The sequence below is a fragment of the Cohnella rhizoplanae genome (assembly GCF_948329515.1).
Classification (GTDB): Bacteria; Bacillota; Bacilli; order Paenibacillales; family Paenibacillaceae; genus Cohnella; species Cohnella rhizoplanae.
In genome coordinates this window covers 1-14,413 of record NZ_CAOJCN010000046.1, presented here as the reverse complement: position 1 = coordinate 14,413, position 14,413 = coordinate 1, and the positions used below count along the sequence as shown (strand labels likewise).

At 51.1% G+C, this 14,413-nt stretch carries 15 protein-coding genes and 1 pseudogene; 7 read left to right on the top strand and 9 right to left on the bottom strand.

All coding sequences use genetic code 11. The features are described from left to right. Positions 1–393 (bottom strand): hypothetical protein (locus tag PQG80_RS28510; RefSeq protein ID WP_271755238.1); only part of this gene is annotated, 393 nt, incomplete at its 3' end. A 600-nt stretch (positions 394–993) separates the two neighbouring features. Continuing rightward, positions 994–1,815: a stalk domain-containing protein gene (locus PQG80_RS28505; protein ID WP_271755237.1), complete on the bottom strand. Its 822-nt coding sequence runs from the start codon at positions 1,813–1,815 to the stop codon at positions 994–996. A gap of 224 nt (positions 1,816–2,039) precedes the next feature. On the opposite strand from PQG80_RS28505, the gene PQG80_RS28500 reads away from it, so the two are divergent. Continuing rightward, entirely contained in the window at positions 2,040–2,378 is a 339-nt protein-coding gene (locus PQG80_RS28500; RefSeq protein ID WP_271755236.1) for a hypothetical protein, read from the top strand. A 66-nt stretch (positions 2,379–2,444) separates the two neighbouring features. Here the strand turns inward: PQG80_RS28500 and PQG80_RS28495 are convergent, their stop codons facing one another. Further along, a complete protein-coding gene (locus tag PQG80_RS28495) occupies positions 2,445–2,603 on the bottom strand; it encodes a hypothetical protein (protein WP_271755235.1) in 159 nt (52 codons plus the stop codon). 598 nt (positions 2,604–3,201) lie between these two features. Here PQG80_RS28495 and bioA point away from each other — a divergent pair. Genes bioA through bioC form a run of 6 tightly spaced genes read left to right on the top strand, consistent with a single transcriptional unit; the run spans position 3,202 to position 8,968 of the window. Further along, entirely contained in the window at positions 3,202–4,485 is a 1,284-nt protein-coding gene (gene bioA / locus PQG80_RS28490; protein WP_432432818.1) for an adenosylmethionine--8-amino-7-oxononanoate transaminase, read from the top strand. Then, positions 4,482–5,234 carry a dethiobiotin synthase gene (gene bioD, locus PQG80_RS28485; RefSeq protein WP_271755234.1) on the top strand — a complete coding sequence of 251 codons (753 nt, stop codon included), beginning with the start codon at positions 4,482–4,484 and terminating at the stop codon, positions 5,232–5,234. Before bioA ends, bioD begins: the two co-directional genes overlap by 4 nt. A 5-nt stretch (positions 5,235–5,239) precedes the next feature. Beyond that, positions 5,240–6,238 carry a biotin synthase BioB gene (bioB, locus tag PQG80_RS28480; protein ID WP_271755233.1) on the top strand — a complete coding sequence of 333 codons (999 nt, stop codon included), beginning with the start codon at positions 5,240–5,242 and terminating at the stop codon, positions 6,236–6,238. A gap of 12 nt (positions 6,239–6,250) precedes the next feature. After that, a complete protein-coding gene (gene bioF, locus PQG80_RS28475; protein WP_271755232.1) occupies positions 6,251–7,426 on the top strand; it encodes an 8-amino-7-oxononanoate synthase in 1,176 nt (391 codons plus the stop codon). Beyond that, complete coding sequence (locus PQG80_RS28470) at positions 7,423–8,172, top strand: alpha/beta hydrolase (protein ID WP_271755231.1); 750 nt, start codon at positions 7,423–7,425, stop codon at positions 8,170–8,172. The genes bioF and PQG80_RS28470 overlap by 4 nt, the downstream gene beginning before the upstream one ends. Then, positions 8,135–8,968: a malonyl-ACP O-methyltransferase BioC gene (gene bioC / locus PQG80_RS28465; RefSeq protein WP_271755230.1), complete on the top strand. Its 834-nt coding sequence runs from the start codon at positions 8,135–8,137 to the stop codon at positions 8,966–8,968. Before PQG80_RS28470 ends, bioC begins: the two co-directional genes overlap by 38 nt. A 157-nt stretch (positions 8,969–9,125) precedes the next feature. Here bioC and PQG80_RS28950 read toward each other — a convergent pair. From PQG80_RS28950 to PQG80_RS28435, 6 genes and pseudogenes are all read right to left on the bottom strand, one after another. Next, positions 9,126–9,496 (bottom strand): annotated as a pseudogene (locus PQG80_RS28950) (IS110 family transposase); the annotation flags it as partial. Between the two features lie 639 nt (positions 9,497–10,135). Further along, positions 10,136–10,996: a MetQ/NlpA family ABC transporter substrate-binding protein gene (locus PQG80_RS28455; protein ID WP_271755229.1), complete on the bottom strand. Its 861-nt coding sequence runs from the start codon at positions 10,994–10,996 to the stop codon at positions 10,136–10,138. Positions 10,997–11,042: 46 nt separating this feature from the next. Further along, positions 11,043–11,726: a methionine ABC transporter permease gene (locus PQG80_RS28450; RefSeq protein WP_271755228.1), complete on the bottom strand. Its 684-nt coding sequence runs from the start codon at positions 11,724–11,726 to the stop codon at positions 11,043–11,045. After that, a complete protein-coding gene (locus tag PQG80_RS28445) occupies positions 11,723–12,727 on the bottom strand; it encodes a methionine ABC transporter ATP-binding protein (protein WP_271755239.1) in 1,005 nt (334 codons plus the stop codon). The genes PQG80_RS28450 and PQG80_RS28445 overlap by 4 nt, the downstream gene beginning before the upstream one ends. 720 nt (positions 12,728–13,447) lie before the next feature. Continuing rightward, positions 13,448–14,188, bottom strand: a complete 741-nt coding sequence (locus PQG80_RS28440; RefSeq protein WP_271755227.1) for an SDR family NAD(P)-dependent oxidoreductase — start codon at positions 14,186–14,188, stop codon at positions 13,448–13,450. Positions 14,189–14,211: 23 nt separating this feature from the next. Beyond that, the coding region (locus PQG80_RS28435) for a hypothetical protein (RefSeq protein WP_271755226.1) at positions 14,212–14,413 on the bottom strand (202 nt) is incomplete at its 5' end.

The window sequence follows — 14,413 nt, the reverse complement described above, 5'->3', positions numbered from 1 at the left end:
TTGAAGGCTCTTTTTATCTCCGAAAAAAACATAGTTGTTCACGAAAACGATGGATTTCGATGAGCCGTCGCCGGTTTCATTAAAGGTAAGCACTTCTTTCCCGCGAAAGAGCCACTTATTCTTTTTCGCCACGCTCATATAGATGTGCTGACCATCGGGCGAGTATATAGGCGACCAGGTAACGATAGTATAGTCGCCTTTTTCTTGCACTTTTAAGTCGCTGTTATTCGCTATGAACGTCCGCTCTGGATCAAAAGGCGCCGCACCGAACTGACGGCTGATCGATGATGACTTCACAGCCGCGGATTGAGCTGCGTGCACAGGGGAGCTAGCCGCATAGGAAAATAAGAAACAGATTAATAGCAGTATCCTGGATCCTTGGCGGATCAACATGAGTCTCTTATCCTTCAGTCACTCTGTTTCTTTAGGGGTTCGTTACATAGTAGAATAGCGATTTGCCAAATCCCGCGAAGCATTGTTTACATTCCCTTGAAAGCATCCGCCATGATAACAGATCAGCGCATCATGGGTAACAGCCGTTCATGGATACCCTACCCGAGATTTTCTAAGGACCAGCGATACGATGATAATAAGAGAACCTACCGTTCCGAATGGAACGTATCCTAACGTTAGCGCCGAACATACAAAAAGCCCGACCCATCCCCAGTTCTGCCGAAGCGCCAATCCTAACAGGCATGCCAGCCACGCGGTCCCCAGCACGATGAAGGGCACGCCCATTTTAAATGGGTCTAAGCCCATGGCCGATAGCCATTTACTCCAGGGACCCGGCTGCCCCGGGCCGATATATTTTCCTTTAGCCAAGACGTAGGACCCATCGATTAACATCCATAAACCATTAAGCAAAGCTACAGCGACAACGATAATACGCACGGCCAAGCGCAGCTTGCTCCTTTCATCAAAAACAGCCGCCGGCGAGTGTCATCCTCACCAGCAGCTCTTGGGCGTTGACGATAGTTGGTTCTCTTACGAACGTCAGCGGTCCAACAAACGACCCTTCACGAGCAAGTAATTCACGTCTTCCCCGATCGCCCCGTTCTGGATGCTCTCCGTGACGATCCCGTCCTTTTTGACGGCCGGCCGATCCCGCTTCTGGTTCAGGAATTGAACGCCCGAATCCGTGAGAATGTATGCAGCCACGTCCGCCTCTCCGGCAGGTACGTCTGCGCCCGTGATGTTTTTGGCTTTGATCGTGAAGCTGTCCTTTTTATCGTCGTACGTATAGGAGACGGGCGCAAAGGCGTTGTTGCTCGCGATCTTGCCCGGCGGCGCGATCATCGCGCCGGTCTCGGCGTCTTCGAGCGCGTATTTAATTATATCCGTCTTCATCAGGTTGTCGCCCGTCATCGAATAGATCTTGGTCTGCGAATCGATGTTGCTCTTGATGCCCAAATGTTTGGACAGCACGCTGACCGGGATAAAGAGCGAATTTTTGTCCACTACCGGCACGGTATCCATCTGAGCAGAGCTGCCGTCTACAATCACCGTTTTGGAGCCGATCGTAAATTGGATCGTCTTGCCGTTCAAGCTGATCGTCGCCGTCTTGGACTTGGCATCATAGCTCACCTTTGCCCCGAGCAGCTCGCTGATCGAGCGCAGCGGAATTATGATACGAGACTGCTTGTCGATATAAGGCGCCTTCGGCGACGTGTAGAGCACGTAATAATCGTTGACCTTAAGCAGGGCCGGATACGTTTTAGCCGCCGCTTCGGCCGATTGGGATACGATCCCCGCGGAGCTTCCCACCGCCAACAATGCGGCCAGTCCGAGCGTTGCAAGCTTCATTTTCTTTTTCATGTCATTACCTCCCATGGTGAATTTCGCTCTTTATGACGTTATAAACTATTAGAATGTTCCATATTTTAAAATATTTTCATTTTAAGTATACAAAGTAATGGCGACTTCATAGGTTAAAAGCATATTAATCGTAATAGGCAAAGCAAGCGGGGGTCAACGGACTATAAGTATCATTGACGCTTAGGCAGCGTTTACCAACACTTTGATGGGCGAGGCTGACGATCGTGAGGAATTTTCTTTCCCTATTGCTCGTGATTTCTACGATATCGGGAATCGTCTTTGGTTGGTCCGAATTCGTCGCGTTTATGAAAGAAGCGGATATCCCGGTCATCAACGAAGTTAAATATCGGCAGCTTGAGACAGGGATGACCTTGGAACAGGTAATAGATGTGGCGGGAAAGAAACCCAAGCTGTTATCCGAGCGCGACATTCGTAAGGCTTCGTATCAGGTTTACGTTTATAAAGAACGATTTCACCTCTTTAAACGGGAAGCGAAAATATACCTTCACTTTGTCTCCGGGCGTCTAATCGTGGTTAGTCTTGAACGGCAGGTTTTAAGCTAAACGAGATTGCTTGGTTGAAAAACAGAAGCCTGTGGCATCGTATACGGTCCGCAGGCTTTCTGCTGTTTAATATTTGACCAGCAGGCCAAGCGCGTCCAGCTTCCGGGCGATCACGGCCACCGCTTCCGCCCGCGTGGCGGTTGCGGCCGGCTTCAGCAGTCCGCCGCTTCCACGCGGCCATCTCTTCGCATTATAGGAATGCCGCCCTTTGTTAATTGAAACCACCTGTGTCGCTCCATGCGACGACGTTAGCCCCAACTTCAAGAGAGTTTGAAGAAACATCGATAAACTTACCCGTTTCACGGTTTTTTAATGTAGAAAAGCCTCTGCCTGCGTCAATGAATTGCACTGCAGGCCGAGCCATCCACTGTCCGTCCAATATTCAATAACGGTTCCATCGGCGGTACTGTCGCCTTCTGGTCCAAGAACAAGTCCACAGTTGACATTTGAATCTTATAGTACCCGCTGCATTATAAAGCGGCAAATAGGACATCTAGAGTCATATAACTTAGAAGCTTTTGTCTGTCCTTCCGTTATTTATAGTGCCGACATTGATCGGCTGCCTCCTCCACGATTAACAGATAGATTAGCGCAATAATGTAGACCCTTTGTGATATTTTATTCTTGGACTTTTTGTTGGTAGTCACATTTTGAAATCCCTTTACAGTAAGGTGAACCGTCTGCTATCATGTCTAATTGTTAACCAAAAAATATTTATTGGTTAACAATTAATTCAAATAACGGACGGTGATCATTTCTGAGATCAAACTTCGAACGACTTGCTGCCTTGAATAAGGAACACTTATGGCATCCTTTTACTCAGATGAAAGACTACATACATTCCGATCCACTTATCATCGAACGAGGAGAAGGAATCAAACTCTATGACGTTCAAGGACGCGCTTATTACGACGGATTCTCGTCCGTGTGGCTTAACATACACGGTCACAACGTGCCGGAGCTGAACCAGGCGATCACGGATCAGTTAGGACAAGTCGCCCATTCAACTCTTCTAGGAATGGCTAACATACCGGCAATCGAACTTGCGGAGAAGTTGACGACTATCGCACCGAAAGGATTAAACAAAGTCTTTTACTCTGATTCAGGAGCAACCGGAGTCGAGATCGCGATCAAAATGGCGTTTCAATACTGGCATAACCAGGGGATACGCGATAAAAGGACGTTTATTACGATGAATCAAGCGTATCACGGAGATACGATCGGCGCGGTAAGCGTCGGAGCGATTCCTCTCTATCACGAAGTGTTCCGCCCCATGTTATTTCCTTCTCACGTCATTCCATATCCTTACGCATACCGCCATGGGGGCGATGAGAAGGCAATGGAAGCGACGCTAACCGCTCTTTGCCATTTGCTCGAGAACCGGGCATCGGAGATTGCGGCGCTTATCGTGGAGCCGATCGTACAAGGGGCCAGCGGCATCATCGTTATGCCATCGGGCTGTTTGCGCGAGATGGCTGACCTATGCCGAAAGCATGACGTGTTATTTATCGCCGACGAGGTGGCGACCGGTTTCGGTCGGACGGGCGCCATGTTCGCTTGCGATCTTGAAGACGTGTGTCCGGATTTGATGGTGATAGGGAAAGGTCTTACGGGAGGCTATTCGCCCGTGGCGGCGACTCTTGCGACGGATGACGTATACAGCGCGTTTTACGCCGATTACGAAGAACAAAAGACCTTTTTCCATGGTCATTCCTTTACGGGAAACCCGCTGGGTTGTGCCGTTGCTTTGGCAAACTTGAAGCTATTCGAAGATCGCAACTTGATTGCAGGAGTAAAAACTAAAGCCTCGTTCGTCGAGCATAAACTAAATGCGATTAATGATCGTCCTCACGTCGGCGAGATTCGGCAAAAGGGACTAATGATCGGCATCGAACTCGTTCGGGAAAAAGTAACTCGCCAGCCCTATGATTGGGCAGAAAGAATCGGCGTTCGCGCGAGTCTGCGTGCAAGAGAACTCGGAATGCTGACGAGACCGCTCGGCAACGTAATGGTGTTCATTCCTCCGCTTGCCAGTACGGAATCCGAGCTTGCCGCCATGACGGACATTTTGACGGAATCGATAATTAGCGTCACTGAAGGCGGTTGAACGAGCTGAACGAATCGATCGCCGGAACGTCGATACGCGGTTTATTCGTAACGGGAACGGACACGGGAGTCGGGAAAACAATGGTGACGGCCGCCATTGCTGCCGCACTCCGTGCCGAAAGAGTGAACGTCGGCGTTTGGAAGCCGGTGCAATCTGGCGCGTCTATCGGAAGCGGATTGACCGATGCCGAAAGGTTACTGCAACTCACGGGAATCCACGATCGTCCCGAGTCCGTTGCTCCTTTTACCTTCGAAGCCCCGGTAACGCCGATGCTCGCGGCCAAGCAATCCGGGGTGACGCTTACTTTAAAGGATATTATTTCGGCAGGTGCACCGCTCGTTGATCGTTACCAAGCGCTGATCGTCGAAGGCGCCGGAGGCGTCGCGGTACCGTTGACCGATGAGGTCCTCATGGCAGATTTTATTTCGGAGCTTCGCATACCTGCGTTGATCGTAGCTCGCTCCAGCCTGGGGACGATTAACCACACGATTCTGACGGCTTCCTATCTTAAGAAACTCGGTGTCCCTATCATTGGCGTCATTATGAACGACATCGGGAATACGGAGTCGAACGATCCCAGTATCGCTACGAACGCGGAGCTTATCGAGCGCTACGGCGGACTTAAGGTCCTTGGCCGTTTTCCCTGTATTCATGCCGAGTCGACTGCCGCGCTAATACAAACTTTTCGAGAAACCATAGAGTTCGCGCTTATCAGAGGCGCAATTGCCACTCAAATCATGGGAGAATGATAGAATTGGAAACCGTTATTGCAGATAAGAAGTGGCAGTCTCTTGCCGAGAAAGCGTTGTGCGGGAAACGTCTGACTTTAGAGGAAGGGCTCGCCGTGCTCGAAGCGGACAATGACGAAGTGTTGATGATCATGAATGCCGCGTTTATGGTGAGAAAGCATTACTACGGCAAAAAAGTGAAATTGAACATGATCATCAATGCCAAAAGCGGCCTTTGCCCCGAGGACTGCGGCTATTGTTCGCAATCTATCGTTTCGACGGCGCCGGTCGCCAAATATACCTTGCTCGATAAAGAAACGTTGCTAGCCGGCGCGCGCGAAGCGATGGCACGCAAGGCCGGAACCTATTGCATTGTAGCCGCCGGCAAAGGCCCGACAGACAAAGAGCTTAATCAAGTGGTAGACGCGGTAAGGAAAATCCGGGAAACGATGCCGCTGAAAGTATGCGCATGTCTGGGCATACTCAAAGGCGATCAAGCCGAACGGCTTGCGGATGCCGGCGTTCATCGTTATAACCACAACTTGAATACCAGTAAAGCCAACTACCCCTCCATCACGACGACCCACACCTATGATCAACGCGTTGAAACCGTAGAGAAAGTTAAGACACATGGCATGTCTCCTTGCTCCGGCGTTATTATCGGAATGGGCGAGACCGATCAAGAGATCGTTGAAATGGCGTATGCGCTCCGTGAACTAGACGCGGATTCGATCCCGATTAATTTTTTGAACGCAATACCGGGAACACCATTGGAGCATGCAGGCCGCACCCCGGCGATGAAAGCATTAAAGGTACTAGCCTTATTTAGATTCATTTGTCCCTCCAAAGAAATTCGCGTGGCAGGCGGCCGCGAAGTTAACCTCCGTTCGTTGCAGCCCTTAGCTTTATTCGCCGCGAATTCTCTGTTCGTAGGCGATTATTTAACGACTGCAGGACAAGAAGTATCCGCCGATCATCAAATCATCGAAGATTTGGGCTTCGAAATCGAATTGAACGCCCAGTAAGGCGGTGACATCATGGAATGGATGGAAAAAGAACTCGAAACGTTGGCTGTAGCCTCGTTAGAGCGATCCTTGCGAGAGCACGGTATCGTCTCCGGACTTCCCGATTACATGGAGCGTGGCGGACGAACGCTGCTCAACCTTTCTTCCAATAACTATCTGGGACTCGCTGAACACCCTGCTATCATCGAAGCGATGAGGGAAGCTCTGTTATCCGAGGGAGTCGGGTCCGGAGCTTCGCGACTAGTAACGGGCAACCGATCTTCATACGGACGGCTAGAACAAGCGCTGGCCGATTGGCAGGGCTGCGAGGCAAGCCTTGTTATCGCCAACGGCTATATGGCGAATACCGGAGTTATTGGCGCCCTTGTTAGCCGAGGAGATATCGTTTTCAGCGATCGGTTGAACCACGCAAGCATCGTGGATGGAGTCGTACTGAGTCGCGCGGAGCACGTCCGGTACCGCCATAACGACATGGAGCATTTGAGATCCTTGTTGAACAAGTACCGCGATCACCGGCGGAAGTTGATCGTTACGGACGCCGTTTTTTCCATGGACGGCGATCAAGCTCGCTTGCGCGCACTCGTTACTCTCAAACGAGAGTATGGAGCCATGCTCATGGTGGACGAGGCGCACAGCGGGGGGCTTTACGGGAGGCGCGGCGAGGGATTGTGCCGTGAACTCGGCCTGCAGGGTGAAGTTGATATTCATATGGGGACGTTCAGCAAGTCGTTCGGCGTTTACGGAGCCTATATTTGCGGTAGCCGCACCTTGATTCGGTGGTTAGTGAATAAAGCAAGACCGCTTATTTATTCCACGGCGTTGCCGCCTTCTCTCGTGGTTAGTATTTCAAAAGCGCTAGAGTTGGTCATTGCGGATCACTGGCGTCGAGAAAGATTGTTCGAGAACAGCCGGTTATTTCGCTCTTCGCTTCGTGCCGCCGGCTTCATCGTCGGCGAGGGCGACTCGCCTATCATACCGTTGATCGTGGGCGATAATGAAACCGCTTTGCGTTTTAGCAGTGCGCTTGAAGAGATTGGGATTGCAGCGGTCGCGATTCGTCCGCCGACCGTTCCCGACGGTTCGGCTCGCATTCGCTTTTCGTTATCGGCAGTACATTCGATCAAAGAACTGATCAATGCAGTAGACTGCATTCGCACCATCGGTATTCGAATGGGGGTACTGCGATGAACGAGTCGGATAATCTCGGAACCATCCTATGGCTTACCGGATGGAGCATGCCGGACTCGGTTTTCGATAGACTTCGCGAGTCGTTGCCGGATTTTGAACATGTAACCGTTGACTATTGCGAAGCCGATAACCCGGAAAAGATGATACTTCTGACTGAATCGGCGGTAAGAAAGTTACAGCCCCCAACATTGATCGGAGGCTGGTCGCTCGGGGGTTTATTGGCGTTAAGGCTCGCAGCGAAAGGCTTGGCTGATGGGCTTCTATTATTTGCGGCGCCTGCTCGATTTACTCGTCCCTGTGAGGAGTCCGATCTGGGTTGGGCGGATGCGTATGTGAGACAGATGATTGCAGGACTTTCAAAAGACCGAGAGGCGGTCGAAACCAAATTTCGACGTATGCTATTTACGGAATCGGAACGCGAGGCGGGGATTGATCAGAACCTTCCTCCTTGCGGCGGTTGGACGATATCGGCGTTAATCGCCGGTCTTGAGATTTTACGAGGCGAGGAAGTCTTGTCTCAATTGAACCATGTCTGTTGCCCGGTTTTTCTCGTGCATGGCGCGGAAGATAAAATATGTCCATATAACGCCGCATTGGAGCTTATCTCATTATTGCCTCAGGCCATGCTCCATACCATTCTTTTTTGCGGCCATGCGCCGTTTGTGGGAAGGGAAGAGGAGATTGTAGAACGATTTAGGAGATGGTGGCATGAACAATCGGACAACCGCAATTCAGCGTCAATTTAACCGTAGCGCAGAAGGTTCGTATGACGTTCACGCCAATGTACAGCGCACTATGGCAGCCCAGGTTGTAAAGTCGCTCATAGATTGGTTTAGCAAAAGAAATGTGGACGGACTAGAAATGCTGGAAGTCGGCTGCGGCACGGGTACTTTGACCGAAATGTTGGTACGCCATTGGCCCCGTGCTAATATTAGTGCGCTAGACATTGCACCAGCAATGATCAAAGCTGCTGAAAAACGCGTTAACTCTATTCAATCAGCTGACTTACGTTTTGTACATGCCGACGTGGAGAGGTGGGCTGTCGAAGCCCCGTCGGACTCCTTCGACCTCATCGTTTCCAGCGCTTGCTTTCAATGGTTAAGTCAACCGAAGCAAACATTAGGTCACCTTAGAAGGATCCTTCTACCAGGAGGCTTGCTAGTGTTCACGACATTCGGGCCGGCAACGTTTCGCGAACTCCATCAAGCTTTTAATGAAGTTTATTTTGCGAACGGAATGGAACCGCAGCGGCACGGACTATCGTTCCTTTCGCCTTTTCAATGGAAAAACATTCTTATGGAAGCCGGGTTTTCTCATATCCAATGTCAGCAAGCGACTCAAAAGGAAACGTACGATACCCCAAGAGCTTTCCTTCAATCCGTAAAAGCGATGGGCGCAAGTACGTCAGAAGCCGTCAAGATTGGCGGACTAAGTTCTCGGCGCCTATTCACCGACATGTATAAGGAGTACGAGGAAAAGCACAGTATTCAAGGAGGCGTCACTGCCACTTACGAGTTACTATTAATTGAAGCAGGTTATTAATAAATTTCACTGCTGAACAATCGGAAGACGTTAGTTGAACAAAGACAGCGGCAGCTAATGTAATGCACTGCTTACAAAATGTAAATGAGCCCATCTCCGTAAATTGGAGATTCCTAATTTCCAATTTTTGACGAGGTCCAGCACATTTTAATACGGCTTCTTGAGCGCGCACATCGATAAGACTACGACAATACCGGATCAATTCTCTCTGTTTTCGTTGCTCGCGGTTTGGATGTAACTACCTTTCAATAGACCGTGGCGAAGCAGTCTGGACATCCATTCCACATCTTTAACGTCGGTTTTGCGACCCGGAACATTCTTGATGTGTTGGGCGTTTATAACAAGTGCGCCACTCTCCTCAATCTCCAACAGATTATAGATCGGTTTACCGTAAGAACCTGTGCTTTCCATAGCGACGTGAGTGCATCCCTTGGTCTTGAGCCAATCCATAAGCAAGATCAAATCATCGGTCATGGTGCCAAACGTGCGTGGCCCTTTACCTTCAGGTGTGATGGTGTAGTCAACGATGTTCTTTTAATGAACGTCAAGTCCACACACTTGACTGTATACGACGTCCATTCACAAAAATCTCTTTACGGAAGCAAGTGTGAAGGGGCTGGTGCAACAACTACATATGGTTATTCTTGGAGCAACAATCTGTGGTGCACCTCGTCGTTAGGGTCAGTCTAAAACTCGGGATCGAAGCACCATTGACTGCCGACCTGCCTTGCCAGCAGTAAGGAAATTATATCACATGACTACCATTTTCATCTTCTGATGGTGCCGCGCTAGCGTTATGGGCGCTTTCGCTCCTCCTGTCCCCGAGTGCCTTTAGGCATGACCACCTCCCTTTCTGCCGAGCCCGATCCGGACAAGCGGCTGTTTGCAATCAAGAGATGGGGACAGCTTCTTGATTTTGTATCCGATCTGGTAGATTTTAGTGCCCCTGTTACATGCCCCAGCTCTATTACATCCTCATGTACGACAGGCAATTTCGCCGCCTACCTTCGCTTGGCCTTACATTCTTAATAAAAGGGAAGACCAGCGCGTAATCCGGAGAAAAAAAGTGGCAAAAAAAAATCGCCGTCCGCTTGACCGGGAAGGCCAAACGGACGGCGACCGTAATTTAAGGATCGAAAACGAGTCCCAACGTTTACGATTTGCTTTTTACTCGAACGCCGGAACGACCGCGCCCTTGTATGTGTCATTGATAAAGGTCTTAACTTCCGGCGACTGCAGCGTCTCCGCAAGAGTCCGGATCGCGTCTGAATCCTTGTTGTCAGCTCGTGCGACAAGCACGTTCACGTACGGGGAGTCGCTGCCTTCGATGAACAGCGCGTCCTTCGTCGGTACCAGGTTCGCTTCAAGCGCATAGTTCGTGTTGATCAGCGCCAGATCCACCTCGTCCAGCACGCGCGGCAGCGTTGCCGCCTCCACCTCGGTGAAAGTTAGCTTTTTCGGATTGTCCGTAATATCGTTCACCGTGCCTTTCACGCCCACGCCTTCCTTCAGCGTGATGAGACCATTCGCGGCGATCAACGCCAGCGCGCGGCCGCCGTTGGACGGATCGTTCGGGATGGCGACCTTCGCGCCTTCTTTCAGCTCGTCGGCTTTCTTTACCTTGCGGGAATAAGCCCCGAACGGCTCGATATGGATGCCGGCCACGGAAACAAGGTTGTAGCCCTTATCCTTGTTGAATTGATCGAGGTAAGGAGTATGCTGAAAAAAGTTCGCGTCCAACTGCTTCTCGTACAATTGCGTGTTCGGCTGTACATAGTCGTTGAATTCGACGATCTCCAGCTCGACGCCCTTCTCCTTGAGCAGCGGCTGTACATATTTCAGAATCTCCCCATGCGGCACCGCTGTCGCGCCCACCTTCAGCTTCACCGGCTCCGCTGGCTTCTCCTGTTCGGCGCTTTCCGCTCCGGTACTGGCATTGCCTTCATTTCCTTTGTTGCTCTGTCCGCATGCGGACAGCATCGCGAGCAGCATTACGGCCGCCAGTACGAGTAAACTTGCTTTCTTCATTTCCAATCCCTCCGCAGTATGATATCTCATTTCTCTATGTCCATCCTTACTTCCGGCTGTAACGGCGAACCATCCGGTCGCCGGCCGTCTGCAAGAGTTGAACCACCAGGATAAGCAGCAATACGGTCACCAGCATGACATCGGGCTGGAACCGCTGATAGCCGTGCCGGAGCGCCAGATCGCCAAGGCCGCCGCCGCCGATGACGCCGGACATCGCCGTATAAGACACGAGGGTGACGGCCGTAATCGTCACGGCGGCAAGCAGGCCCGGCCGCGCTTCCAGCAGCAGCACGCGGGTCACGATCGCGCTCTTCGAAGCGCCCATGGCCTGGGCAGCCTCGATGACGCCGCGATCGACTTCGCGCAGCGCCGTCTCGACCAGCCTTGCGAAGAAGGGTACGGCCGCCACGACAAGCGGCGGTATCGAACCTTCGACGCCCAGCGTGGTACCGATTATCAGCTTCGTAAACGGCATAATGGAGATCATCAGGATGACGAACGGCACCGAGCGCAGGATGTTGACGATCAGAGACAGCGCGCCGTAGACCACCGGCTGGGCCAGCAGCTGTCTTCGGGACGTCAGGAACAGCACAACGCCGAGTACGAGTCCCAGGATGACCGTGAATACCATGGACCAGGCCATCATGACGAGCGTATCCTTCGTCGCCTCCCACAGTTCGTCCCCATTCAGGTTCTCGAAGTTCTCGAAGGTTTCCAGCCATTTATTCATCGCAGTTCCTCCACATCCAGGCCCTCGATGCGAAGCTGGGCGGCGATGGCTTCGATTTCCGAGTCACTGCCGATCAGCTCGACGACGAGCTGACCGTAGGGCGTCGTCTTCATCCGCGAGACGGTTCCCTGCAGAATGGCGAATCGCACGTTCGTGGCGCGGACGGCATTGTACAGGATTGGCTCATACGTCAGACTGCCGACATAATTGACGCGGAACACCCGGCCGCCGCTGTGTCCGGCTAACGCACGGCTGTCTGAGGAATCTGCCACTTGAAGGACGAAATCCCGCGTCACCGGATGCGCCGGCCGCAGAAACACGTCCGCCACGTCGCCCATTTCCACAATCTCGCCGCGGTCGATGACCGCCACCCGGTCGCAGATCGTTCTGATCACGTGCATTTCATGCGTAATCAGCAGAATGGTGATCCCTAGCTTCCGGTTGATGTCCAGGAGCAGCGAGAGAATCGAATTCGTCGTCTGCGGGTCAAGTGCAGACGTCGCCTCGTCGCACAGCAGGACGTCGGGATTGTTGGCGAGGGCGCGGGCGATGCCCACGCGCTGCTTCTGCCCGCCGGACAGCTGCGCCGGGTATTTGTCCGCATGGCCGTTTAGTCCAACAAGCTCGATGAGCTCGTCCACGCGGGCCGACACGGCCTTGCGCGGCTTTTTGGCCAGCTTGAGCGGGAACGCGATATTGTCCCGGACCGTCGCCATCGACAGCAGATTGAAGTGCTGGAAAATCATGCCGATCCGGCGGCGCTGCTTTTGTAGGCCGGATGAAGGCAAGCCAGTCAGCTCGACGCCGCCGACCGACACCTTTCCTTCCGTAGGCCGCTCCAGCAGGTTAACGCAGCGCAGCAACGTGCTTTTCCCCGCGCCGGAATGTCCGATAATGCCGAAAATCTCGCCCTTCCGAACGGAAAGATCGATCCCGCTCACCGCTTCCACAATAGACGACCCGATGCGGTATGATTTGCTTATATTCGTAAGCTCAATCAGCTTGCATCCCTCCCGCCTTACATTGCCAAGTATTTCTATGCGAATAGCAGAGATAAATTATATAATACCATTTTTGCCGGTGTTGTCACTTTTTTTTTCATAGTGAGTTCATTGCGTATCGATCATAACTTCATCAGGATATCTTTACTGCTGCTCAAACAAATCCACTCATCCGTGCGAAGGGGTGTAAACTTTTACCCACTAAATTTATAGATTTAATTTAACAAGCAATGAATCTTAAAGTCTACGGTTTATAAGTATCATGTCGTTAAACCTGTCTAAGGCCGCGACACGATCTTATGTTATGTTAGGGTTCGTGATCGTCGCGTGAGCAATCCATGAACGCGTGCTTCAGCCGCATCGCGTTGCCTGCCAGTGCCGGCAAACAAAACGTTTACTTCATCTCATTCAAAGTTCGTTATTACCTGGAGCGTAGGGAGTTCCAAGGCCGCATAGTTGGATGCACCGATGTAACGAACCTTGCCGGCGCGAATAGAAGGAGAATATCCTGAAAAAGAATGATGAGTATAAATAAGACCGCCGTCCCCTACCAAGCCATAAGGCTTTGACTAATTCGGCGATCTGTTAAATTGATCAGATATTACGTCGTGTAACCAGAGAGGTGCGAAATATTCAAAACTCTTGATTGCCAAGCCCACTTGCACCCAGTTAAGAATGGTCTTCCTATTAGAAAAGTTGCGTATTAAAAAATCAACTCATTCAGAGAGTTTGTCCACTGTCTATTGTAATAAGCTGACCTGTCATTGCCTCCTGTTCCAACGCAAAACGAATGGCTCTCGCGATATCCGTTGGAGTTGAGATGGTGGCCAACAGTGTCGCAGGCGCAAGTCGACGCATTTGCTCCTCCCGCCCCTCCCACCAGCGCGTGTCGACCGCGCCAGGTACAATAGCGTTGACGCGAATATGAGGCGCTAAAGCACGTGCCAGGGACAAAGTCAAGCCATGAACGGCTGCTTTGGAGACGGCATAAGGCAACGAGGAACCTTGACCGGTCGTCCCGGCGATACTGCCGAGATTGACAATCGCACCTCTTCCCGCGCGAATCATCAGGGGTGCAGCAGCCCTGGCGCAATAGAACATCCCTTTAACATTGACATCGATCAGTTGATTCCACGCTTCGTCCGTCACAGCCTCCAAGTCATGCATCGATATATGCCGCGTAATGCTTGCGTTGTTCACAAGTAAATCTACAGATCCATAAGTCTGTTCGGCAACCTGTACCATAGCCCGAACCTCCGCATCTACAGATACGTCAGCTTGCACGGCCATTGCTCTACCGCCTGCGGCTCGGATTTCTTCAACCGTTACCTCCGCCTCTACTTTCGATCGTGAATAATTTACGACGACCGCCGCTCCATGTCCAGCCAGTTCTTGAGATACTGCCTTTCCAATCCCGGTTCCGCCGCCTGTAACAATGGCAGTTTGATTTTTCATATCCATTTAAGTTGCCACCCCTCTATAATTTATCGACTTTTTAGTTTTTTCTTTTTCATAGTTATTATGATGAAAGCAAATACAATAAGCAGTTCTAAAGCCAATATAGTATTTCCGCCCCAACTACTATTTCCTAAATAAAAATAACTAAAAATAATTACATTCTTAAACAAAAACAATTTCAACAAACCGATTCCTAATGGCGCTAAAAAACTTAGAACTTTTTTATTA